Source organism: Streptomyces botrytidirepellens, from assembly GCF_003721215.1.
In the GTDB taxonomy this organism is placed as follows: Bacteria; Actinomycetota; Actinomycetes; order Streptomycetales; family Streptomycetaceae; genus Streptomyces; species Streptomyces himastatinicus.
This window is the reverse complement of the sequence record NZ_RIBZ01000853.1, coordinates 1-21936: the sequence shown is the minus strand read 5'-3', so window position 1 is coordinate 21936 and position 21936 is coordinate 1. Positions and strand designations below refer to the sequence as shown.

Sequence of the window (21936 nt, the reverse complement as noted above, 5' to 3'; positions counted from 1 at the left end):
GCCACCGGCTCGGTGCGCTCGGCGCTCGCGGCGACCCGGGTACCGGCCGGAGGCGCCACGGGGGCGGCGGGGCGCGAGCGGGCGGGCTCGACGCGGTTCCGGGCCGGCGCCTCGGGCACCGCCTCCTGGTTGATGTGCGTGATCAGCTGCTGCGGGATCAGAACCACGACGCCGGTACCTCCCCGGGCGGACGGCCGGAAGGAGACCGTCAGCCCGTGCTTGCGCGCCAGACAGCCGACGACGGCGAGGCCGAGCCGGGTGCCCGACAGGGTCGTCAGGTCGAGTGCCTGCGAGGAGACCGCCTTCTGGGCGCGGGCGAGCGCGGAGGGGCCCATGACCAGGCCGCCGTCCTCGATGGTGACGACGACGCCGGTGTGCGTCTCCTCGACGTACACGTGCACCTCCTCGGTGGGAGGCGAGAAGCTGGTGGCGTTGTCCATCAGCTCGGCGAGGGCGTGCATGACGCCCTCGGCGGCGTAACCGGCCACCGCGGCGTTGCTGGCCGCGTGGACCCGTACCCGCTGATAGGCGCTGATCCGGCCGACCGCGCCGCGCAGGATGGACTCCATGACGATGGGCTTGGTCCAGCGGCGGCCGGAGCGGGCGCCGGTGAGCACCGCGATGCTGTCAGCGATGCGGCCCGTCTGGGCGGTGGTGTGGTCGAGCTTCAGCAGGTCGCCGAGGACGGCCTCGTCGTGCCGGTTCTCCATCTCGCGCAGGTCCGCGAGCATGCTGGTGGCCAGTGCCTGGACCCGGCCCGCGGCGTTGGCGCACGCCGCCATCGCGGAGGCGCGCATCCGCTCACCGGTGCCGATCTCCTGCACCACCCTGCGCAGCACCCGGCCGTGCGCCTGGTCGCCGGGCTTGGTCACCTGCATCAGCACGGTGTCCACCGAACCGCCGTCCCGCAGGCCCTTCACCGCAGCGGGAATCGTTTCGTCAGCGAGTCGGGCGGCCTCAGCGGCGTGCTGTGCCGCCGCGGCCTCCAGACTCGCGATCCGGGACTGGAGGCGGCCGATGGTCCGCGACCGGTGGGCGGCGACCGCGAGGGTCACGCCCAACAGGACGGCCGCCAGCGCGCAGAAGACGGCGACGAGGACGCGCTGGGCTTCGGGCACCTCTGCCGTCACCCACGCCCCCGCCCCGCCGGCGACGACCGCGGCCAGCAGCGGCACGGCCAGGGCCTGCCGGGTTACGGCAGGCCCTTTGTAGGGATGGCTGGATATATGTGCTGACATCTATCAGGTCCTCATGGGCGCGTTCGAGGGTTGAGGGTGGACCACGCGGACATCAAGCCGTGGGCGGCACATGGTAGTACTGCTCAGAGAATTTTGAACGACCCCGCTCGGCACACGGACCATGACGGCCCGTCAGCATCGCGGCCGGAATCCGGAGGTTGTCCGATCGCGCCAAAGATGAACGGTTCTGAGCTGGGGTCACGTATCCCATCCTGCACACAACGGGCCCCGGCAGTGGACCCTTTTGCCGAGGCCAGTGTGGCTAGCACTGCTAGGGTCGCGTGTCATGTCCTCAACCGAAAGCCGTGAACGCGAGCGCGCCCGGCGCCATCAGCTGATCATCACCGCCGCTCGCGAACTGGCGGAGGCCGAAGGCTGGGACGCGGTGACGACCCGTCGGCTCGCCGAGCGCGTCGAGTACAGCCAGCCGGTGCTGTACAACCACTTCAAGGGCAAGGACGCCATCGTGCACGCGGTGGCCGACGAGGGCTTCGACGACCTCGCCGCCGCGCTGCGGCGGGCCCGGCGGACCGCGGGCTCGCCCCGGGAGGCGCTGCGCGCGGTCGGCCGCGCCTATCTGGACTTCGCGGTCGCCCGCCCCGCGCTCTATGCGGCGATGCTCGAGCGGGAGACCGACGTCGCGCAGGAGAAGCGGGAGGACCGGCCCGCCGCGCCGCGCGCCGCCTTCGCGGAGCTGGCGGCCGTGGCCGGGCCGGGCGAAGGGCGGGACGAGCTGGACGCGGAGGTCATCTGGAGCACGCTGCACGGGCTCGCCGTACTGGCCCGCGCGGGGCGGATCCCGCCGCGGCGGCAGCGGGAGCGGCTGGACGTCCTGGTCGAGCGGTTCGCCACGGACGCGGCCGACCGCCGGAAGGCGGGCGCCGGTCAGGACGGTTCCGGCACCGCCGGAGGCGGGGCCGCCTGAGCCGACGGCGACGCCTCGGACGGCTCCTGCGGTTCGGGCAGCGCCAGTTCGGCCCAGATGACCTTGCCGCCCGCGGTGTAGCGCGTGCCCCAGCGCTCGGCGAACTGGGCGACCAGGAACAGCCCGCGGCCGCCCTCGTCGACCGGCGTCGCGTACCGCAGGTGCGGCGAGGTGCTGCTGGTGTCGGACACCTCGCAGATCAGGCCGCGGTCGCGGACCAGCTGGAGCCGGATCGGGCCGGTGGCGTGCCGGATGGCGTTGGTGATCAGCTCGCTGAGGACGAGTTCGGCGGTGAACGCCACCTCCTGCATGCCCCACTCCTCCAGCTGCCGCAGCACATCGGCGCGCACCCCGGCCACCGCGGCGGGGTCGTTCGGCACGTCCGAGGACACCACCCGGCCGGGGCCCAGCACTCGGGTCCGGGCGGCGATCAGCGCGATGTCGTCGCCCGGCTGGGTGGGCAGCATCGCGTCGAGCACCTCGGTGCAGATCTCCTCGGGCGACCGACCCGGGTGCGACAGGGCGTCGCGCAGCATCTCGAGCCCGATGTCGATCTCCCGGCGGCGGTCCTCGATGAGCCCGTCGGTGTAGAGGACGAGGTGGCTGTTCTCGGCCAGCTCCAGTTCGGCCGTGTCGAACGGAAGCCCGCCGAGGCCGAGCGGGGGCCCTGCGGGCAGGTCCGGGAACTCCACCGAGCCGTCCGGGCTCACCACCGCGGGCGGCGGGTGCCCGGCCCGGGCCATGGTGCAGCGCCGGGTCACCGGGTCGTAGATCGCGTACAGGCAGGTGGCGCCGGTCGCGCCGGTCAGCGGCTCGCCCGCGCCGCCGGGGATGTCCTGGCCGAGCGGGCTCTCGTCCTGGTCGATGCGGGCCACCAGGTCGTCCAGGTGGGTCAGGATCTCGTCGGGCGGCAGGTCGAGGGTGGAGAAGTTGTGCACGGCGGTCCGCAGCCGCCCCATCGTCGCCGCCGCGTGCAGCCCGTGCCCGACCACGTCGCCCACCACGAGCGCCACCCGCGCGCCCGGCAGCGGGATGACGTCGAACCAGTCGCCGCCGACCCCGGATTCGGCGGGCAGATAGCGGAAGGCCACGTCGAGGGCGCTCTGCGCGGGCACGGCGCGGGGCAGCAGGCTGTGCTGGAGGGTCACCGCCATGGTGTGCTCGCGGGTGTAGCGGCGGGCGTTGTCGATGCACACCGCCGCGTGGGAGGCCAGCTCCTCGGCGAGCGTCACCTCTTCCTCCTCGAAGGGGTCGCGCTCCGCCATCCGCCAGAAGTTGACCACGCCGAGCAGCACGCCGCGGGCCTGGAGCGGCACGGTGACCAGCGACCGTACGCCGTAGTCGATGACCTTGCGGGTCTGGTCGGGGTCCTGGGCCTGCCAGCCGGGGGCCAGGGTCAGATCGTCCTCCACGACCGCCTGCCCGCTGCCCAGGCCCCACGCCTGGGGCGTGGATTCGGCGAACGAGAACCGCTCGCCCACGGGATAGAAGGGGTGCTCGGGCCGGATGCCGTGGACGGCCGCCCGGCACATCTCGGCGCCGCCGACCACCGACGGCTCCTCCCCGCGCGATACGGGATCCGCCAGGTCGACCGTGGCGAAGTCGGCGAACCGCGGCACCGCCACCCGCGTCAGCTCCTCGGCGGTGCGTTCCACGTCGAGGGTGGTGCCGACCTCCACGCTGGCGTCGTACAGCAGCTTGAGCCGCTTCTGGGCCACGTCGGCGCGGCCCGAGAGGGCGCGCAGCTCGGTGGAGTCGCGCAGGGTCGCGACGCTGCCGGGCGGGCCGCCGTCGCGGTCGGTGGGCCGGTTGTTCACCGCCAGCAGCCGGTCGCCGGCCACCAGCACCTCATCGGTGACGACTTGCCGGGACACCAGCAGACCGGCCACCCCGGGGTCCAGGCCCAGCTGGTGGACCGGGCGTCCCTCGGGGCGCGGCGGCAGGTCGAGCAGCCGGGACGCCTCGTCGTTGGCGAGCACCAGCCGGTCGTCCCCGTCGACGATCAGCACGCCCTCGCGCACGGCGTGCAGCACCGCGTCGTGGTGCTCGTACATCCGCGTCATCTCGCCGGGTTCCAAACCCCGGGTCTGGCGCCGCAGCCGTCGGCTGACCATGGCGGTGCCGCCGGTGGCCAGGGCGAGCGAAGCGGTGATGGCGCCGATGAGCAGCGGCAGCTGGCGGTCGGCGAGCCCGCTGACCTTGCTGATCGTGATGCCCGCGCCGACCGCGCCGACGACCTTGTGGTTGCGGTCGTAGATGGGCACCAGCGCGTCCATCGCCTCGCCCAGGGTGCCGGGGCCGGTACCGGTGGTGGTGCGCCCGTGCAGCGCCGAGTCGATGCCGCCGACATAGCGCTTGCCGATCCGGTCGGGCTTGGGGTGGGTGAGCCGGATGCCCTTGTCGTTCGTGACGACGACGAAGTCCAGCCCGGTCTTCTTCCGGACGGCCTCCGCCTTCGGCTGGAGCACGGCGGTCGGATCGCGGCTGTGCAGGGCCTGGACCATCCCCGGCGACTTGGCGAAGGACTCGGCGACGGCGATCGAGCGGCTACGGGCCTCGTCGGTGGCGTCGTGCCGCACCTGGAGCACCAGGGCGGCGGTCGCCGCGGCGCCGAGCAGCAGCACGATGATCAGCTGGAGGACGAAGACCTGGCCGGCGACGCTGCGGACGTGTCGCCACACCCGGGGGCGCCGTCCCGCCTCCTGAGGGCGCTCCCGTCGCCGACTCCGCGGGCGCCGACCGGGGAACACGCGGGCACCCCACGATCGACCCATGAACCGGGCCATAGAGATACATCTACACCGGGATCTCCCGAAAGGCGAACCCCTTCTGTCACGCTATGCCCGCAAAAGCACCTTCCGCAGAGAAGAGGTGACTTTGCGTGTGGACGACCACCCTGGGCGCGGGGTGCCGACCCCGGCGGACTGTGCAAACCTGACATCAGGGCAATTCACCCGAATTGCCGCGAAACGGCGGCCGCCGGGTCGTCGATCGCGCCTGACGAAGGAGCCCGACATGGCCACTCACGCGGGTGGAGTCCACCCGGGAACCGCCCCCCGCACCTACGGCGGGGTCAGCGGACGTCTCGTCTTCGGGGCCGTCATGATGCTCTTCGGCGGTCTGATGACCCTGGCCCAGGGCATCGCGGCCGTACGCACCGACAGGGTGTTCGTGACCACCCCGAGCTACATCTTCAGTTACAGCCTCGGCGGGTGGGGCTGGATCCACATGATCCTCGGCATCGTCCTGGTGGTCGCCGGATTGGCGACGTTCACCGGCGCGATGTGGGCCCGGGTCGTGGGCGTGGTGATCGCAGGGCTCGCCCTGATCGCCAACTTCCTGTGGCTGCCCTACACCCCGCTGTGGGCGACGGTGCTGCTGCTCATCGACGCGTTCGTCATCTGGGCCCTGTGCACCGGCGGCCAGGGCATGGAGGCGGGGATGGCCAGGCCGGCCGCTATGGGCGGCGGCCGCGGCCCCGGCGATCAGGGCCCCGGCGGTCAGGGTCCCGGCGGTCAGGGCCGCGGCGGTCAGGGTCCCGAGCCCCGGGCCGGCGGAACGGGTCCCGTAGTCGAATGACGACCAGGGCAGTGTCATCGGCGGCCCCGCCGCCGGTGACACCGAGATCGGCCAGCACCGCGTCGGCCATCGGCTCGGGGTCGAGACCCCGGTGGCGGGCGAGGCTGTCGGCCAGCCTGCCGAGACCCACGTCGATGTCCTCGTCACGGCGCTCGATGAGCCCGTCGGTGTAGAGCACGAGGGTGTCCCCCGGGTCGTACACGACCCTGGCCTGCGGCCGTCCGATCTGCTCGGTCCGGGCGCCCAGCGGTGGATCGGTGGCCTGGTCCAGCGGTTCCACCGCGCCCCCGCCGCGCAGCAGCAGGGGCGGTGGGTGGCCCGCGCAGCTGTACGCGACCGAGTGCCCGGCCGGGTCGATGACCGCCTGCACGGCGGTGGCGGCCAGCGCCCCGTCGACGAAGCCCGAGTAAAGACCCAGCACCTCCAGCGCCCGGGCCGGTCCGCTGACCACCCGGGTCGCCGCCGACAGGGCGCTGCGCAGCTGGCCCATCACACAGGCCGCCTCCAGCCCCTGCCCCACCACGTCCCCCACGGCGACGGCGATCCGGCCGTCCGCCAGCTCGGTCAGCTCGTACCAGTCGCCGCACACGTTGAGCGAGCCCACGGCGGGCCGGTAGCGCACGGCGGCGTACGGATGCTCCTCGGGCGGGCCCGTGGGCAGCATGGACCGCTGGAGCACCAGCGCGGTCTCCCGCTCCCGGGCGTGCGCCTCGCGCAGCTGCTCGTTGACCTCCTGAAGCTCCCGGGCCCGGACGTAGAGGTCCGCGTCCATGGTGTCGGCCTGGAGCGCCTCACGGGTCGCGTCGCCGCCGCGTCCCGTCAGCCGCCGCTCACGGCCCCGGAAAACGAACGCCGTCACGTCCTCGACCCGGTGGATCAGCAGCACGACCGAGCCGTCCGGGCCGAGCACCGGGGTGTTGATCTGGCTCCAGTACCGCTCCTCGAAGCCGCCCTCGGCGGTCGGCACCGGCACGTCGTACCGCTGGAGCGCCATCGCGTCGCGCTCCCCGGTACGCAGCACCCGGCGCAGCGAGGCGTCCAGATTGCGGGTGCCCGAGGCGTCCGGGTCGGCCGGGTTGTCGGGGAACGCGTCGAAGATGTAGCGGCCGAGCAGATCCTCGCTCACCTGGCGGGTCACCGTCAGATACGCCTGGTTGACGGCGACGATCACCAGGTCGGGGTCAAGGACCAGCATCGGGCTGGGCACGGCCTCGAAGAGCGCTGCGTAGTCGATCTGCTGTCCCGTGGCCCGCTCCCTGCCTCGCCCCTTCTGCACCCACCGCCCCCTTTGTGACCATTGTGCCAAGGTGTTTCCGGTCTGCGTGCGTCAAGGTGTTTCCGCTACGCGCGTGCGGCACGGCGGCGGCAGAGGCAGGCTGGAGCCATGCTGCTGGCCGACGTCGCACGCACCTCCCGGCAGGTCGCGGCCACCTCCGCCCGCTCGGAGAAGATCGCCGCCCTGGCCGGGCTGTTCCGGCGCACCGAACCCGCCGAGGCCCCCGTGGTCATCACCTACCTGGCGGGGAAGCTGCCGCAGCGCCGCACCGGCGTCGGCTGGTCCACCCTGCGGCAGCGGCACGAGCCCGCCGCCGCCCCGCGGCTCGCCGTCCTCGACGTGGACCGCGCGCTGAGCCGGATCGCCGCCGTCTCCGGCACCGGCGCCGGGGCGGAGCGAAGGCGGCTGGTGGGCGCGCTGATGGCCGATGCCACCGAGGACGAGCAGCGCTTCCTGCTCGGGCTCATCGGCGGGGAGCTGCGCCAGGGCGCGCTGGAGGCGCTGGCCGTGGAGGGGCTGGCGCAGGCGGTCGGCGCACCGCCCGCCGAGGTGCGCCGGGCGGTGATGCTCGGCGGTTCGCTGGGCGCGGTCGCCGAGGTGCTGCTCGCGCGCGGCCCGGCCGCGCTGGCCGACTTCCGGCTGGAGGTGGGGCGGCCGGTGCTGCCGATGCTCGCGCAGAGCGCGGCGGACCTGGACGAGGCCATGGACCGGCTCGGCCCGTGCGCGATCGAGGAGAAGCTGGACGGCATCCGGGTCCAGGTGCACCGGGACGGGGACGCCGTACGCGTCTACACCCGCACCCTGGACGAGATCACCGACCGGCTGCCCGAGGTCGTGACGGCGGCCCGCGAACTCGCGGTGCGGCGGGCCATCCTCGACGGCGAGGTCATCTCCCTGGACGAGACCGGGCGGCCGCGCCCGTTCCAGGAGACCTCGGCCCGGGTCGGCTCCCGGCTCGACATCGCCGGGGCGTCCGCCGCGCTGCCGCTGTCCCCCGTCTTCTTCGACCTGCTCGCCGTGGACGACCGCGACCTCCTCGCGCTGCCGACCCGCGAGCGCCACACCGAACTCGCCCGGGTGGCCCCCGAACCCCGCCGGGTGCGGCGGCTGGTCGCCGAGGACCCGGCGGACCCGGAGATCCGGCGGGCGGCCCGCGAATTCGCCGCCGATGTGCTGGCCCGGGGCCACGAGGGCGTGCTCGCCAAGGGGCTCGAGGCCCCGTACGGGGCGGGGCGGCGCGGGGCGTCCTGGCTGAAGGTCAAGCCGGTGCACACGCTCGACCTGGTGGTGCTGGCCGCGGAGTGGGGGCACGGCCGCCGCACCGGGAAGCTGTCCAACCTCCACCTGGGCGCCCGGCGGCCGGACGGCACGTTCCTGATGCTCGGCAAGACCTTCAAAGGGCTGACGGACGCGCTGCTGGAGTGGCAGACGGACGCGCTGCTGTCCCTCGCGGTCAGCGACGACGGCTGGGTGGTGCGGGTCCGGCCCGAGCTGGTGGTGGAGGTGGCCTTCGACGGCCTCCAGCGCTCCTCCCGCTATCCGGCGGGCGTCACCCTGCGGTTCGCGCGGGTGCTGCGCTACCGGGAGGACAAACCGGCGGACCAGGCGGACACGGTCGAGACGGTGCTGGCGCTGCGGCGGCCGTGAGGCCGTCGGGGCAGCGCGCCGACATGACCTGCTGACATGGCGTGAGGTGGCCGTCTCGAGGGCGGTCACAGGCGGGCGGGGGACAATGGGGCGCCGCCCAGCCCCGAGCCGAGAGGCCCCGCGTGGAGACCACAGTCGCGACGGACCGCGCCGCCGCGCGCGAGCCCGGCCGCCGGGCGGCCGCCACCGCCCGGCGCCTCGCACGGCTTCCCGACGAGGGCAGGGCGACGGCCCGGTGCGCGCTGGTGGTGCTGGCCGTGGTGAGCGTCGTCCTCGGCTGCCGGGTCGTGGACACCGACGGCATCACGCCCGTACCGCAGCTGCTGGCCTTCCTGCCCTGGCTGCTGGTCCCCGCCCTGCTGGGGCTGCTGCTCAGCGTGGCCGCACGCTGGCCGCTGGGCTGCGGCTGGGCGCTGCTGGCCGCCGCGGCGACGGGCTGGTTCATCCAGCCGTACGACCCCGGCCCGGCGCCCGCGCCGGACGGCCCGGTGGCCGCCCGGCTGCGCGTCCTCACCGCGAACCTGGAGTTCGGCCGGGCCACGGACGGGCTGCTGGCCGCGCTGCGCCGGGAGCGGCCGGACGTGGCGTCCGTCCAGGAGTGCGACGCGGCGTGCGCGGACGCGCTCGGCTCGGCGGCCGTCCGCAGGGCGTATCCGTACCGGATCATCGTCACCGGCAGCCCCGCCGAAGGCTCGGCGATCCTCAGCAACCGTCCGCTGACCAGGGAGCGGGACGTGCCCGGCGAGCTGTCGATGCCGGGCGCGGTCGCGCGGATCGCGGGCGTGCGGCTACGGCTCCAGGTCGCGCACCCCATGCCGCCGATGCCGGGCCGACTGGACGTGTGGCGCACCGAACTGGGCCGGCTGCGTACGTACGCGGCCGGGCGCGGCGACCAACCCACGCTGATCGCGGGCGACTTCAACGCGACCCAGGACCACGCCGCCTTCCGGGACCTGCTGGACACCGGGATGCGGGACAGCGCCCGGGCCGCCGGGGTGTCCCGGACGCCGAGCTGGCCGAGCACCACGACCCCGGTGCTGGGCGCGCAGATCGACCACGTCCTGGTCAGCGACGCGCTGCGGCCGCGCACCGCCCGCTTCCTGGACCTGGGGAACACCGACCACCGGGCGCTGCTGGTCGACCTCGATCTGCACGCCCGTTAGAGCGTCTCCTCGCCCGGGTCCTGCGCGGTGGCCAGCTCGAACGGGTCCTGGTCCGGGCCCTCCCCGGGCCCGTGCCGCTCGCGGCGCCACCGCTCCTTCTCCCGCTCCAGGGCGTCCCACAGCAGGTTGAGCGGGTGGTCGGCGTCGTATCCCGCGCGCTCACCGCGCCGGGTGAAGGCGCCCAGCAGCACCTCCAGCTTCGGCCCGGTGTCATGGACCAGTTCGACGGCGCGCAGCCCGCGCGCGTACGCCGCCTGCGGATCGCCCGCCGCGTCCGCGACGTCGTCGGTGACCAGCATGCAGCCGCGCACCACCCCGGAACGCAGCAGTTCGAGGCCGTAGTTGACGTTGTCGATCTCGGCGGCGAGGCGCAGGGTGTCGCGGTAACCGGCGCCGAACCAGGTGTGCAGCACCCCGGCCATCACGCCGCTGGCCGACACCACCAGCGGCAGCGCGGCCAGTTCGCCTCGCTCGACGGCCGGGCCGGGCAGTTCGTCCACGGGCAGGTTGGTCACCAGCGACACCGCGCTGCGCCGCCACTCCATCACGTCGAAGGCGTCGAGTTCGCGGCAGGTTTCGCTGCCGGTGACCACGCTTCCGCACACCAGATCGATTTCCTTGGCGCGCAGTTTGGCGAGCACGTCCCGGGTCCGCACATGGCCGACCCTGAGGTCGATCCCGCGTCTCCGGAATTCCTCGGCGACCCGCTCCCGGGCGCTCGCGAGATAACCGAGGGTAAAGCGCGTGGTGCCCACCATCAAGCTCCGGCCGAGGCGCCGACGGGAGCTGTGGATGCCGTCCAGCCAGTCGCCGAGCGTTCCCCGGGCCAATTCGACGAGCGTCGTCCCGGTGCCGGTGAACAGCACGTCCTTGCCGCGCCCCTGCTTGAGCACCAGGGGCTCGCCGCACAGCTCGGAGAAGTTCCGGTTCATGGTGTCGAGCTGCTTTTGCACACTGGCCTGTTCCCGCCCGAGCGCGCGGGCGGCGCCCAGCGCCGTACCGGTCTCGTGGACCACGACCAGCGTGCGGAGCTGGTCCATGGTGGTGTCCATGAGCGCGAGCGGACTGTCCAGCAGTCCGGACCTCGTCATGATTCTTTTCCCTCCCCGTTTCCCTGCCTCCCCGTTTCCCTTGCTCCCCGCCAAGGGCTCCCGAGTTTACGCAGCCGCCCCCTGGTAACCCGGGCGGATATGAGCGGGATACGCACCGATGCACGGAAGGTCAGGGCCGGGCGGCACACTGTCGAGATCAGCCGCCCGGAAAAGGTCCTGTTTCCCGACGACGGAATCACCAAATCGGATCTCGTCGACCACTATCACGCGGTCTCCCGGCTGATGGTTCCGCAGTTGCGCGATCGCCCCCTGATGATGGAACGCCACCCGGACGGAATCGGCGGAAAGCCGCTCATGCAGAAGAATGCCCCCGACTACTTTCCGGATTGGGTGCGCCGGGCCGTGCTCCCCAAGGAGGGCGGCAAGGTCACCCACCCCGTGTGCGACGACACCGCCACCCTGGTCTACCTCGCGGGCCAGGCCTGCGTCACCCCGCACCGCTGGCTCTCCCGCGCCGACCGGCCCGACCACCCCGACCGGCTCGTCTTCGACCTCGACCCGCCTGACGGAAACAGTTCCGGCTTCGAGGAGGTGCGGTGGACGGCCCGGCAGGTGTGCGGTCTGCTCGGCGAGCTGGGGCTGCCGGGGCTGCTGATGACCACCGGTTCGCGCGGGCTGCACGTGATCGTCCCGCTCGACCGGCGTGCCGATTTCGACACCGTACGGGCCTTCGCCCGCGACGCCGCCGACCTCCTCGCCGCCCGCCACCCCGACCGGCTCACCACCGAGATGCGCAAGGACCAGCGCGGCGGACGGCTCTACCTGGACACCCAGCGCAACGCCTACGCGCAGACCGCCGTCACCCCGTACGCCGTGCGCGCACGGCCCGGCGCCCCCGTCGCCGCCCCGATCGACGCCACGGAACTGGACGACCCCGCGCTCGCCCCGGACCGCTGGACGCTGGGCACCTTCGAGGAGCGGCTGACGGACGACCCCTGGGCCCACGCGGACACCAGGGGTCGTTCGCTGCGCACCGCGCGGCGGCGGCTGGAGCGGCTGACGGAATCCGCTGACGGCCAGGCGTCGGCGGGCGTCAGCGGCTGAGCGTCAGCTGCTACGCGTCGGCGCCGATGTCGCCGCCGTCGCGCCGCCAGACGCTGACCACCGACGGGCGGACCAGCGTGCCCGGGCCCTCCGGCCACGTGGACGCGGGCTTCTCCACGCTCGCCCCGTCCAGCTCGCCCGGATGCTGCACCGCCACCAGCACCCGACGGTCCTGGACGATCGGCCCGCAGGTCTCGGCGCCGTTCGGGACGGTCAGGAACTGCCGCACCTCACCGCGCCGGCCACCCGCCGTCGCCACCCCGAACAGCCCGTCGTGGTTGCCCAGTTCGTTGCCGTCGGTGGAGATCCAGAGGTTGCCGAACGCGTCGAAGGTGAGGTTGTCCGGGCAGGAGATCGGGCTGACCTGGTCCTTCGGGAAACCGCCGAAGTAGGTGCCCGGGTCTTCCGGGTCGCCGCACACCAGGAACAGCCGCCAGTTGAAGCGGGTGGAGCCCGGGTTGTTCCGGCGCTCGGTCAGCTCCAGGATCTGGCCGTGCTTGTTGCCGGTGCGCGGATTGGCCTCGTCGACCGGGGCCTTGCCGTCCTTGCCGCGGTCGGTGTTGTTGGTCAGCGCGACGTAGACCCGGCCGGTGCGCGGGCTCGGCTCGACGTCCTCGGGGCGGTCCATCTTCGTCGCGCCCACCTTGTCGGCGGCGATCCGCGTGAAGACGTACACCTCCTCGGCCGTCATCCCGTCCACGTGCGAGGTGTCGCCGGTCGCCAGCGGGATCCACTCGCCGGAGCCGTCGAACTCCCCGTCGTCGGGCAGCTTCCCGGAACCGTCGATCTCCTTCGCCGGGCTGTCACCGGTGAACTTGGCGACGTACAGCGTGCCCTCGTCCAGCAGCGTGCGGTTGTGCTCGCGGGCGGCGCGGCTGCCGCCCTTCATCATGCGCTTGGACGACACGAACTTGTAGAAGTAGTCGAACTCCTCGTCGTCCCCCATGTAGAGGACCGGGCGGCCGTCGGTCGTCAGCCGCGGCTCGGCGGCCTCGTGCTTGATGCGGCCCAGCGCGGTCAGCTTCCGCGGGGTGGAGTCCGGGTCGAACGGGTCCACCTCGATCATCCAGCCGAACCGGTTCGGCTCGTTGGGCTCCTGCGCGATGTCGAAGCGGTCGTCGAAACGCTCCCACTTGCGCTCGGAGGCGCCCTCCTCGAAGCCGTAGCGCTTCAGGCGCGTCTTCGCGGTCGCGTCGGGTGCCTGGTCGGCGTTGGCGAAGTACTGGTTGAAGTTCTCCTCGCCCGACAGGACCGTGCCCCACGGGGTGATGCCGCCGCCGCAGTTGTTCAGCGTGCCCAGGATGCGCTTGCCGGACGGGTCCGCCGAGGTCCGCAGCAGCTTGCTGCCCGCCGCCGGGCCCGTCACCTCGAACGGCGTCGTCGCGGTGATCCGCCGGTTGAGGCGGTGCCTGGATACGGCCGTCAGCTTGCCGACCTTGCGGTCCTCGGCCGCCACCACGACCGACAGGCCGTGCGCCGCCCAGCCGATCTCGACCTGCTCCCGGGTGGGGTTGTCCGCGTCGTATCCCGCGAACATCAACACCTCGTCGGTGTACTCGTGGTTCACCACGAGCAGCTGCCGGTCGTCCTCGTGCGGGACGTCCAGCACGGCCATGTAGTCGTTGTTGTAGCCGAACTGGCCCGCCTGGGCCTTCGCCGACTGGTTGTCCGGGTCGAAGGCGGGCGCGCCGCGCAGGATCGGGTCGCCCCAGCGGATGACGAGGTTCTGGTCATGCCCCTCGGGGACGACCACCGCGTCCTTCGTGTTCGGCGCTACCGGCGAAAAGCGCAGCCCGCGGGCGGGCTTGCCCGCCTTGCCCGACTGGTCCGGCTCGCCCGACGCGGCGGCCGGGCGAGCCTGCCCCACCGCCGCCACCCCCGTAGCGGCCGCGACGGTCACCACGGCGCTCGCCCGCATCAGCGAACGGCGCGACAGGGCGCCCGCGACGACGTCCCCCACGTAGGCGTTGTCACTCGTGTTCGGCGTCTCGTGGAAACAGGCGTCACCACAGCGGTACCGGCAGGTCAGCGCGGAACGACCGCCCGGATGTGAGCTGATGAGCGGCAGGAGCTTGGGCACAACTTCCCCTCCGTAGGACGTCACATCGTGGCGGCCCCCGCCGACATGACGTCGGAATCCATTGGCGGCGAAGCTAGGCGTGTAGAACCGCACGACGACGACCACACCGTGAACCGAAGGTGAACGACCGGCGACCGGAATCGGCGGCCGGAACCAGCCGGTACGCCCGCTAGCCTTTCGAGACCACGGTCATGCGACGTCATGCACCGCACTCGAACACGTGAGAGGTATCTCCCATGGGCATACGGGACCTACTGCGCAAAGTATTCGGACGCTCCCGAGACACCCGGGTGGACGATTCCGCTGCGCCGGAGGCGGCAGTTGTCCCGGACCCCCAGCCCGAGCCGAAGCCCGACCCGGCTCCGGCCCCGGCCCCGGCCCCGGCCCCGGCTTCCGCGGAACCCCCGCACGACCCGGCCCTGGCCGAACCCCTGAAGACCCTCGACGAGATCCTGGGCGCCTCCGCCGAGCCCACCGCGACCCCCAAGGACAAGCCCGCCCAGGCCGAGCCCACGGCCGACACCGGCGCCGCAACGGAGGCAGCGCTCGAGCCGGAGACGGCCGCCGCCGTCGAGGGCAAGGTCGTCACCCCGGCCGACGTCACGACAGACGTCGCAGCGGAGCCGACGGGCATGGCCACACCGACAAAGGACGACGCGGCCGCCCTGGCGGCAGAAGCCGCCGCCGAGGCCGCGCCCGAGCCGGTGGCCGCCCCCGCCGAGGACGAGCCTGCCCCCGCGGCGAAGCCCGAGGCCGACGACGAGCCCGCGACGGCAGAAGCCGAACCGGCGCAGGCGGAGGCGACCCCCGCCGCCCAGGACGAGGCCGCCGCCCCGGCAGACGCTGCAACCGACCCCGCGCCGGAGCCGACCGCCCAGGACACCCCGGCGGACGAGGCGACTGCCACCGCCGAACCGGTGGCAAAGGCCGAAGGCAGGCCCACCCCCGCGGCGAAGACCGAGGCCACCCACTCCGAGCAGGCCGAGGCAACGCCCGCCGCCACGGCCGCGCCCGAGAGCGAGCCCGCACCGGTGGCCGACGACGCGGCCACCGGTGCAGCGGAAGCCGCCGCCGAGGCCGCACCCGAGCCGGTGCCCGACACCGCCACCGGCGAGCCCGCCGCTGCGGCGAAGCCCGAGGCCGGCGACGAGACCGCGACGGCCGACGCCGAACCGGCCCAGGACGAGGCACCCGCCGAGGCAACGCCCACCGCCGCGGACGAGACCGCCGCCGAACCCGCCCCCACGGCGGAAACCGAACCCGAGCCGGTGGCCGCCGAGGACGAGGCCACCCAGGCGAAGCCCGAGGCCGGCGACGAGACCGCGACGGCCGACGCCGAACCGGCGCAGGACGAGGCCGCCGCTACGGCGGAGGCCGCAACCGACGCCGCGCCCGAGCCGGAGGTGGCCGCGACCGCCGACGAGACCGCCCCGGCGGACGAGGCGACTGCCACCGCCGAACCGGTGGCGAAGGCCGACGACAAGCCCGCTCCCGTGGGCGGCGGCGTGGACCTCGGCGGGCTGGCCGGGAAGGGGGCCGCCGCCGGGGACGCGCTGGCGGGGCACAAGCTCGGGGGCACCCGGGCTGTCGTCTACCTCGTCCTCGACCGTTCCGGCTCCATGCGGAACTACTACAAGGACGGCACCGTCCAGCACTTCGCCGAGCAGACGCTCGCCCTCTCGGCGAGCGTCAACGACAGCGGCACCCTGCCCATCGTGTTCTTCTCGACGGACATCGACGGCACCGCCGAGATCGGCCTGGACGACTACAGCGGCCGGGTCGAGGAGCTGCACGCCTCGCTCGGGCACATGGGGCGGACGAATTACCACCGGGCGATCGAAGCGGTGATCGAGCACTACAAGGCGTCCGGCACGACCGACCCGGCCCTCGTGGTCTTCCAGACGGACGGCGCGCCCACGGGCAAGGCGGCGGCCGAGAAGGCACTGTGCGAGGCGGCGGGGCTGCCGCTGTTCTGGCAGTTCGTCGGGTTCGGCGATCCGGAGGCGAAGGGGTTCGACTTCCTCCGCAAGCTCGGCACCTCACCGGCCCTCGCCGTACCCGACAAGCGGGCGCTGGACAACGCGGGGTTCTTCCACGCCGGTCTCGACCCCCGGTCGCTGTCCGACGCGGAGGTGTACGGGGAGCTGCTGAAGGCGTTCCCGGGGTGGCTCGAGGGGGCCCGGGCCGCGGGCGTGCTCGCGTCGTAGTACGGACACGGCACAGACGAGGGCCATCCGCGCAGCGAAACACCGCGCGGGTGGCCCTCGGCGCTCGGATACGATATGGGCGGCTCCTGCGACCCGTGCAGCGGGCCGGAAGTCACCCACCGTACCGACTTGGGAGCAGCCTGCAATGGCTCGACACCTCATCACCAGCGCCCTTCCCTACATCAACGGGATCAAGCACCTGGGCAACATGGTGGGGTCCATGCTCCCGGCCGACGTCTACTCCCGCTATATGCGCCAGCGCGGCCACGACGTGCTGTACATCTGCGCCACGGACGAGCACGGCACCCCGGCCGAGCTGGCCGCCAAGGAGGCGGGGCTGCCGGTGGACGTGTTCTGCGCGCAGCAGCACGACGCGCAGAAGGCGATCTACGACGGCTTCGGCCTGGCCTTCGACTACTTCGGCCGCAGCTCGTCCGCGCAGAACGTCGAGATCACGCAGACGATCGCGCGCGAGCTGAAGGCCAACGGCTTCATCGAGGAGCGGTCGATCCGGCAGGTGTACTCCAACGCCGACGGCCGCTTCCTGCCCGACCGCTACATCGAGGGCACCTGCCCGCACTGCGGTTACGACCGGGCCCGCGGCGACCAGTGCGAGAACTGCACCCGGGTGCTGGACCCGACCGACCTGATCGACGCCCGCTCCGCGATCAGCGGCAGCAGCGATCTGGAGATCCGGGAGACCAAGCACCTGTTCCTGCTCCAGTCGAAGCTGGCCGAGGAGGTCGGGGCCTGGGTCGAGGAGAACGGGAAGCAGTGGCCGACCCTCGCCTCCTCCATCGCCCGCAAGTGGCTGACGGAGGGGCTCCAGGACCGCGCGATCACCCGCGACCTGGACTGGGGCGTCCCGGTCCCGGCGGACACCTGGCCGGAGCTGGCGGCCGAGGGCAAGGTCTTCTACGTGTGGTTCGACGCCCCGATCGAGTACATCGGCGCGACGAAGGAGTGGGCGGACCGGGACCCGGAGAACCGCGACTGGAAGTCGTGGTGGTACGACGTGGACACCACCGTCCGCTACACCGAGTTCATGGCGAAGGACAACGTCCCGTTCCACACGGTGATGTTCCCGGCCACGCTGCTCGGCACCCGGGACGTCTGGAAGAAGGTCGACTTCGTCAAGGCGTTCAACTGGCTGACGTACTACGGCGGCAAGTTCTCCACGTCGCAGAAGCGCGGGGTGTTCACGGACGCCGCGCTGGAGGTGCTGCCCGCCGACTACTGGCGCTACTTCCTGATGGCGAACGCGCCCGAGTCCGACGACACCTCCTTCACCTGGGAGCACTTCACCGCCACGGTCAACAAGGACCTGGCGGACACCCTCGGCAACTTCGTCAACCGGGTGCTGTCGTTCTCCCGCAAGCGGTTCGGCGACGAGGTCCCGGCGGGGAAGGCCGCGGGGGAGGCGGAGGAGCGCCTCGGCGAGGAGATCGCGCGGCTGCTGGCGGAGTACGAGGAGCACATGGACGCGCTCCAGTTCCGCAAGGCGGCGGCGGCGCTGCGCGCGCTGTGGAGCGCGGGCAACTCGTACCTGGAGGAGAAGGCCCCCTGGCTGGAGATCAAGTCCGACCAGGAGGCGGCGGCCCTCACGCTCCGCACGGCGATGAACCTGATCCACCTCTACGCGATCGTCTCGGAGCCGTTCATCCCGGCGTCGGCGGCGGCCATGCGGTCGGCGTTCGCGCTGGAGGGGGACACCGCGCAGTGGGTCGGCCAGGAGGAGGCCAGGGCGCTGGCGTCGGTCCCGGCGGGCACGGGCTTCACGGTGCCGCCGGTGCTCTTCGCGAAGATCACCGAGGAGGACCTGGAGTCCTACCGGGAGCGCTTCGGCGGCACGGAGGAGCCGGTGGCGCCCGAGGAGCCCACGGAGCCCAAGGCGAAGTGACGGCGGCGTCGATCGTTCGGCAACCGTACGTTTAGCCGGCGCGATGACCCTGTGGAGGAAACCTCCACAGGGAAGTCGAGGAACCCAGTGCCGGACCCAAGCGTCACGGTGTCGGTCCACGGCCCCGATCCGCTCGCGCGGGCCGGGGTCGTCCGCCATCTGCATCAGCAGCCCAGCGTCGAGCTGACGCGCCGGACCGGCACGGTGGCCGTCATGCTCGCCGAACGCCTCGACGCCCGCGCCGGGGCCGAGCTGCGCCACCTGGTGCGGGGCGGGCGGCAGCGGGTGGTCCTGGTCGCGGGCGAACTGCGCGAGGCGGAACTGCTGACGGTCATGGAGTACGGGGTGCGGGCGGTGCTGTGGCAGCACCGGACCACGCCCCGGCGGCTGCTGCGCGCGGTGCACCGGGCCGCCCGCGCGGAGCGGGGCGAGCCGTGCGGCGTGGACCGGCGGCTGACCGATCTGTTCCCGCGCTGAGCGGGACACCAACAGAGCGCGGAACCCCCGGAGAGCCCCCCACGAGCTCCCCGGGGGCCGCCGTCACATGCCGGTGCCGTCGTTCGTCGCGTCGGGGTCGACCCCGAGGGTCAGCGAGCCGACGACCCCCTTGGCGATCTTCCCCTTGCGGTACTTGAGCGGCAGCAGACCGCCTTCGGCCCCGTTGCCCGGGTAGATGCCGTCCTCGTCGAGGGTGGTGCGCTCGGTGGTGTTGGTGCTGTACGGCGCCACCTCGGCGGAGGCGAGTACGTCCTCCTCGGCGAAGAAGAGCTGGCCGGTGTGGCAGGCGTGGCCGCCCTCGTAACCGGAGTCCGTCATCTTGCCGCCCACGTGCACCTTGGTGTGCATGTGCACGCACCGGCCCCGGTACCAGCCGGGGAAGATGGTGGTGAACTCGACGAAGCCGTGCCGGTCGGTGAGCTGGGTGCCGCGCAGGTACCGCTTGTCGTCGGTCGGGTCCTGGTGGCCGCCGCCGGGCGGCCTTCCGGTCGGCGTGCCCGTGGGAGTGCCGGTGGGCGGGGCGCCGGTGGGCGGGGTGCCTCCGCCGCTGCTGGCGTCCTCGTAGCCGGAGTAGAACCCGAGCGCGTCGCAGTGCCAGAGGTCGACGGCCGCCTTCGCCAGCGGTTTACAGGTCTCGGAGTCGATGACTTTGAGCCGGAGGGTCATCGGGATGCCCTCTTTGCCCTCCGTGATGTTCTTCCTGATCTTGTCGGCGTCGATGTAGTACGGGCCCTCGGTGGTCTCCGAGGTGAGCCGGTAACAGACCTCCTTGGACGGGGAGGAGGCCGACGCCGAGGGGGAGGCGGAGGTGGAGCCGTCGGGGGAGGCCGAGGCGGCGGTGGCGGCGACGGTGCCCAAACCGGCTGCCGCGACCGCGGCGCCGCCCGCCACGACGACCCGACGCCTCGTCATGTCCCGCCCGTTCGCGGGGGTGTTCTCCTGGAGTTCGGTCATGGCAGGGGACACTAGGGCCGCAACCTGTCAACGGCATGGGTGCTTGCTTTGAATCCTCCCCTCCCTGAAGGGAGGGGATTCCTGGCTCAGGCCGCCTCCTGGAGCAGCGCTCCAGGAGGTCTTCCGCCATCAGCACCAGCCGGGTTGAGACCAGCCCGGACGAGCATCACGCGTGCGGAGTTCTTGTCCCGTGAGGACACGGTTCCACACACGGCGCAGGTGTAGGTGCGCTCACCCAGCGGCAGGCGATGCTTGGCTCTCGCATCGCAGTGCGCGCAGTCCATCGTGGTGTACGCGGGGTGTACAAGGCGGATGTCCCGCCCATGCTTGCGGCCCATCGCCACCAGAGCGGCCTTGGTGGCGCCGATGGCGGCATCAGCGGCCTTGCGGGCCATGGTGGTCCTGGCCAGGAACTTCGGACGGAAATCCTCCACAGCGATAGCGTCATGGTCGCGGACAACCTTCTTGGCCCACTTACGGCCGGTGTCCTCACGTTGCCTGGCGGCCTTCTTGTACGCCTTCGCCCGCAGTTTCTTCGCCTCGCGGTAGCCCTTCGACGCCGGTTGCCCCTTCTTCGGCCTGCGGCGGGCCATCATCCGGTCGTACCGGGTCAGCTTCGCCTGGGCCTTCCTGCCGTACCCGGCATGCGGCAGGTCGTACGCGTCGGACGTGGTGGTCGCGGTCTCCTTCACGCCCCAGTCGACACCGAGTACGCGACCCGTCTCCCGCATGGGCTGTACCTGGGCGGGCACGACGAAGGAGCAGTACCAGTGCCCGAGACTGTCCTGGTACACACGCACCGAGGACGGCTCAGCCGACAGTTCCCGCGACCACACCACCGCCACGACGATGCCACCCGCCAGGTGCAGCCGGCCGTCTTTCAACCGGAACCCGCGCCGGGTGTAGTTGAGGGTCGGCAGTGCCTCCCGCTTGGCTTTCCACTTCGGCATCCCGGCCCGGCGCGCCATGGGCAGGCCTGCGCGGATGTCCTGGTGCGCCTTGGCGCGGGAGCGGCCGAAGTCGCGGATGATCTGCTGCTGAGGAACCGAGGAGCCCTCACGCAGCCACGGCGTCCTCTGCCTGGCTTCGGTCAGCATCCTGTCGAGCTGAGCAGGGCCGCACGTGGCCTTCTGACCGGTGGACGTGTTGTGCAGGTACACGGCCTTGGACTTGGCGACACATTCGTTCCACACCCAGCGGCACCGGCCCCACTCCGCCACCAGGACGGTGCGAGCAGTGGACGACACGCGCAGCCGGTAGGTGTACCGGGCACGCTCGCCCTCCGCAGCCACCCCCACGTGTGCCATCTCGCCCCCTCACGGCCCCGACCGGGACGACGCGCCCTCCCGAACCCTCTGACGGACCATACGTACGACAGCAGCACACACGTACACCGATCCCACGGCCACCACCCCAACCAGCGAACACTGGCACACACGTTCGCATCACCTCGGCGATACCGACAGCGGTACGGGCGCTCCGCGCCCTGAACAGGATGCGGCGACACTCCGCATCGCGACACCCGGATGCGTTTCCTCCCCGGCGTGAACGCCGGGGCCTCCTCGCAAGAAACACGTAAATGGCTGTGGGAACGGCGTCAACGAGCCACAGTCGGCGGGGCAGCGTCAGCGAGCCAGCGAGTCAGCGGGCCCCATCACCACGACCGGGTGGCGGTCGGGGTCGAGGGTGCGCAGCAGCGTCCGCATGTGCGCCTTGGAGAGGCTGACGCAGCCCTGGGTGGGCCCGTCGTGGTCGACGTGGAACCAGATGCCGCCGCCCCGGTCCTCGCCCAGCGGCCGGGTCCAGTCGCGCGGGGACGTCCCGGCCTTCCGGTTGTAGTTGATCGCCACGACGTAGTCGAAGGCCCCGGCCAGCGGCTCGCCCTCGGCGCCGGTGCCGGTGATGGTGAAGCCCTGCACGGCGTGGTCGTAGGTGAGCCGGGTGCCCGGATCGGGCAGCTTCCCGCCCGCGTCGGTGAGGGGGAAGACGCCGATCGGGGAGCGGAGGTCGCCCTGCCGGTGGTGGTCGGTCCAGCCGCGGGCGGCGTTGTGCGCCTTCCAGGAGGGCCCGGCCCGCCAGGTGGGGCCGCCGTCGGCGTCACCCTCCCGGTCGCCGGTGGTCCCGTCGGCCGCGGAGCGCTCGTAGAGCACGACGGAGGAGCGGGTCGCGTCCCGGCCGTTGCCGGTGACGACCACAACCTGCTCGGCGTCCCGGGGCACCTCGGCGCGGGTGCGCGGCCCGAGCCCGGGCAGTTCGCCCGCCCGCTCGGCGGGGGCGGGCCGCCCGGCGGGGCTCTGCGTGCCCGTGGGGGCG

General features: G+C 72.6%; 15 protein-coding genes and 1 pseudogene. 8 read left to right on the top strand and 8 right to left on the bottom strand.

Annotated features, from left to right (window positions below; translation table 11 throughout):
• On the bottom strand, positions 1 to 1238 hold a 1238-nt coding region (locus EEJ42_RS45230; protein ID WP_148082232.1), incomplete at its 3' end, for a sensor histidine kinase.
• A 286-nt stretch (positions 1239 to 1524) separates the two neighbouring features.
• On the opposite strand from EEJ42_RS45230, the gene EEJ42_RS45225 reads away from it, so the two are divergent.
• Positions 1525 to 2163 (top strand): TetR/AcrR family transcriptional regulator, encoded by a 639-nt coding sequence (locus EEJ42_RS45225; protein WP_123107954.1) that lies wholly within the window; start codon positions 1525 to 1527, stop codon positions 2161 to 2163.
• Here EEJ42_RS45225 and EEJ42_RS45220 read toward each other — a convergent pair.
• Positions 2124 to 4949 carry a SpoIIE family protein phosphatase gene (locus EEJ42_RS45220; RefSeq protein WP_123107953.1) on the bottom strand — a complete coding sequence of 942 codons (2826 nt, stop codon included), beginning with the start codon at positions 4947 to 4949 and terminating at the stop codon, positions 2124 to 2126. The two genes, EEJ42_RS45225 and EEJ42_RS45220, sit on opposite strands and share 40 nt — an antisense overlap.
• Between EEJ42_RS45220 and EEJ42_RS54820 the strand changes: the two are divergent.
• Positions 4936 to 5526, top strand: a pseudogene (locus tag EEJ42_RS54820) (DUF7144 family membrane protein); the annotation flags it as partial. The gene EEJ42_RS45220 and the pseudogene EEJ42_RS54820 sit on opposite strands and share 14 nt — an antisense overlap.
• Before the next feature lie 94 nt (positions 5527 to 5620).
• On the opposite strand, the gene EEJ42_RS45210 reads toward EEJ42_RS54820, so the two are convergent.
• Complete coding sequence (locus EEJ42_RS45210) at positions 5621 to 7018, bottom strand: PP2C family protein-serine/threonine phosphatase (protein ID WP_123107952.1); 1398 nt, start codon at positions 7016 to 7018, stop codon at positions 5621 to 5623.
• Between the two features lie 108 nt (positions 7019 to 7126).
• Between EEJ42_RS45210 and EEJ42_RS45205 the strand changes: the two genes are divergently transcribed.
• Together EEJ42_RS45205 and EEJ42_RS45200 are read left to right on the top strand one after the other, a co-directional pair.
• Entirely contained in the window at positions 7127 to 8665 is a 1539-nt protein-coding gene (locus EEJ42_RS45205; RefSeq protein ID WP_123107951.1) for an ATP-dependent DNA ligase, read from the top strand.
• A 122-nt stretch (positions 8666 to 8787) separates the two neighbouring features.
• On the top strand, positions 8788 to 9828 hold the full coding sequence (locus EEJ42_RS45200) for an endonuclease/exonuclease/phosphatase family protein (RefSeq protein ID WP_123107950.1): 1041 nt from the start codon (positions 8788 to 8790) through the stop codon (positions 9826 to 9828).
• On the opposite strand, the gene EEJ42_RS45195 is transcribed toward EEJ42_RS45200, so the two are convergent.
• Positions 9825 to 10919, bottom strand: coding sequence for a LysR family transcriptional regulator (locus tag EEJ42_RS45195; protein ID WP_425473074.1), 1095 nt, complete (start codon positions 10917 to 10919; stop codon positions 9825 to 9827). The genes EEJ42_RS45200 and EEJ42_RS45195 overlap by 4 nt on opposite strands.
• Positions 10920 to 11018: 99 nt before the next feature.
• Between EEJ42_RS45195 and ligD the strand changes: the two genes are divergently transcribed.
• Complete coding sequence (gene ligD, locus EEJ42_RS45190) at positions 11019 to 11984, top strand: non-homologous end-joining DNA ligase (protein WP_123107949.1); 966 nt, start codon at positions 11019 to 11021, stop codon at positions 11982 to 11984.
• Between the two features lie 10 nt (positions 11985 to 11994).
• Here the strand turns inward: ligD and EEJ42_RS45185 are convergent, their stop codons facing one another.
• A complete protein-coding gene (locus tag EEJ42_RS45185) occupies positions 11995 to 14064 on the bottom strand; it encodes a PhoX family protein (protein WP_123107948.1) in 2070 nt (689 codons plus the stop codon).
• 290 nt (positions 14065 to 14354) lie between these two features.
• On the opposite strand from EEJ42_RS45185, the gene EEJ42_RS53570 reads away from it, so the two are divergent.
• The 3 genes from EEJ42_RS53570 to EEJ42_RS45170 all read left to right on the top strand — a co-directional run bounded on the left by EEJ42_RS53570 (position 14355) and on the right by EEJ42_RS45170 (position 18648).
• On the top strand, positions 14355 to 16271 hold the full coding sequence (locus EEJ42_RS53570) for a VWA domain-containing protein (protein ID WP_246097845.1): 1917 nt from the start codon (positions 14355 to 14357) through the stop codon (positions 16269 to 16271).
• Positions 16272 to 16416: 145 nt separating this feature from the next.
• Positions 16417 to 18171 (top strand): methionine--tRNA ligase, encoded by a 1755-nt coding sequence (metG, locus tag EEJ42_RS45175; RefSeq protein ID WP_123107947.1) that lies wholly within the window; start codon positions 16417 to 16419, stop codon positions 18169 to 18171.
• Between the two features lie 87 nt (positions 18172 to 18258).
• Positions 18259 to 18648 (top strand): DNA-binding response regulator, encoded by a 390-nt coding sequence (locus tag EEJ42_RS45170; RefSeq protein WP_123107946.1) that lies wholly within the window; start codon positions 18259 to 18261, stop codon positions 18646 to 18648.
• 63 nt (positions 18649 to 18711) lie between these two features.
• Here the strand turns inward: EEJ42_RS45170 and EEJ42_RS45165 are convergent, their stop codons facing one another.
• The 3 genes from EEJ42_RS45165 to EEJ42_RS45155 all read right to left on the bottom strand — a co-directional run.
• Positions 18712 to 19623, bottom strand: a complete 912-nt coding sequence (locus tag EEJ42_RS45165; protein ID WP_184503578.1) for an intradiol ring-cleavage dioxygenase — start codon at positions 19621 to 19623, stop codon at positions 18712 to 18714.
• 86 nt (positions 19624 to 19709) lie between these two features.
• Positions 19710 to 20930 carry an RNA-guided endonuclease InsQ/TnpB family protein gene (locus EEJ42_RS45160; protein ID WP_123107945.1) on the bottom strand — a complete coding sequence of 407 codons (1221 nt, stop codon included), beginning with the start codon at positions 20928 to 20930 and terminating at the stop codon, positions 19710 to 19712.
• Between the two features lie 318 nt (positions 20931 to 21248).
• Positions 21249 to 21936 (bottom strand): L,D-transpeptidase family protein (locus EEJ42_RS45155; protein ID WP_123107944.1); only part of this gene is annotated, 688 nt, incomplete at its 5' end.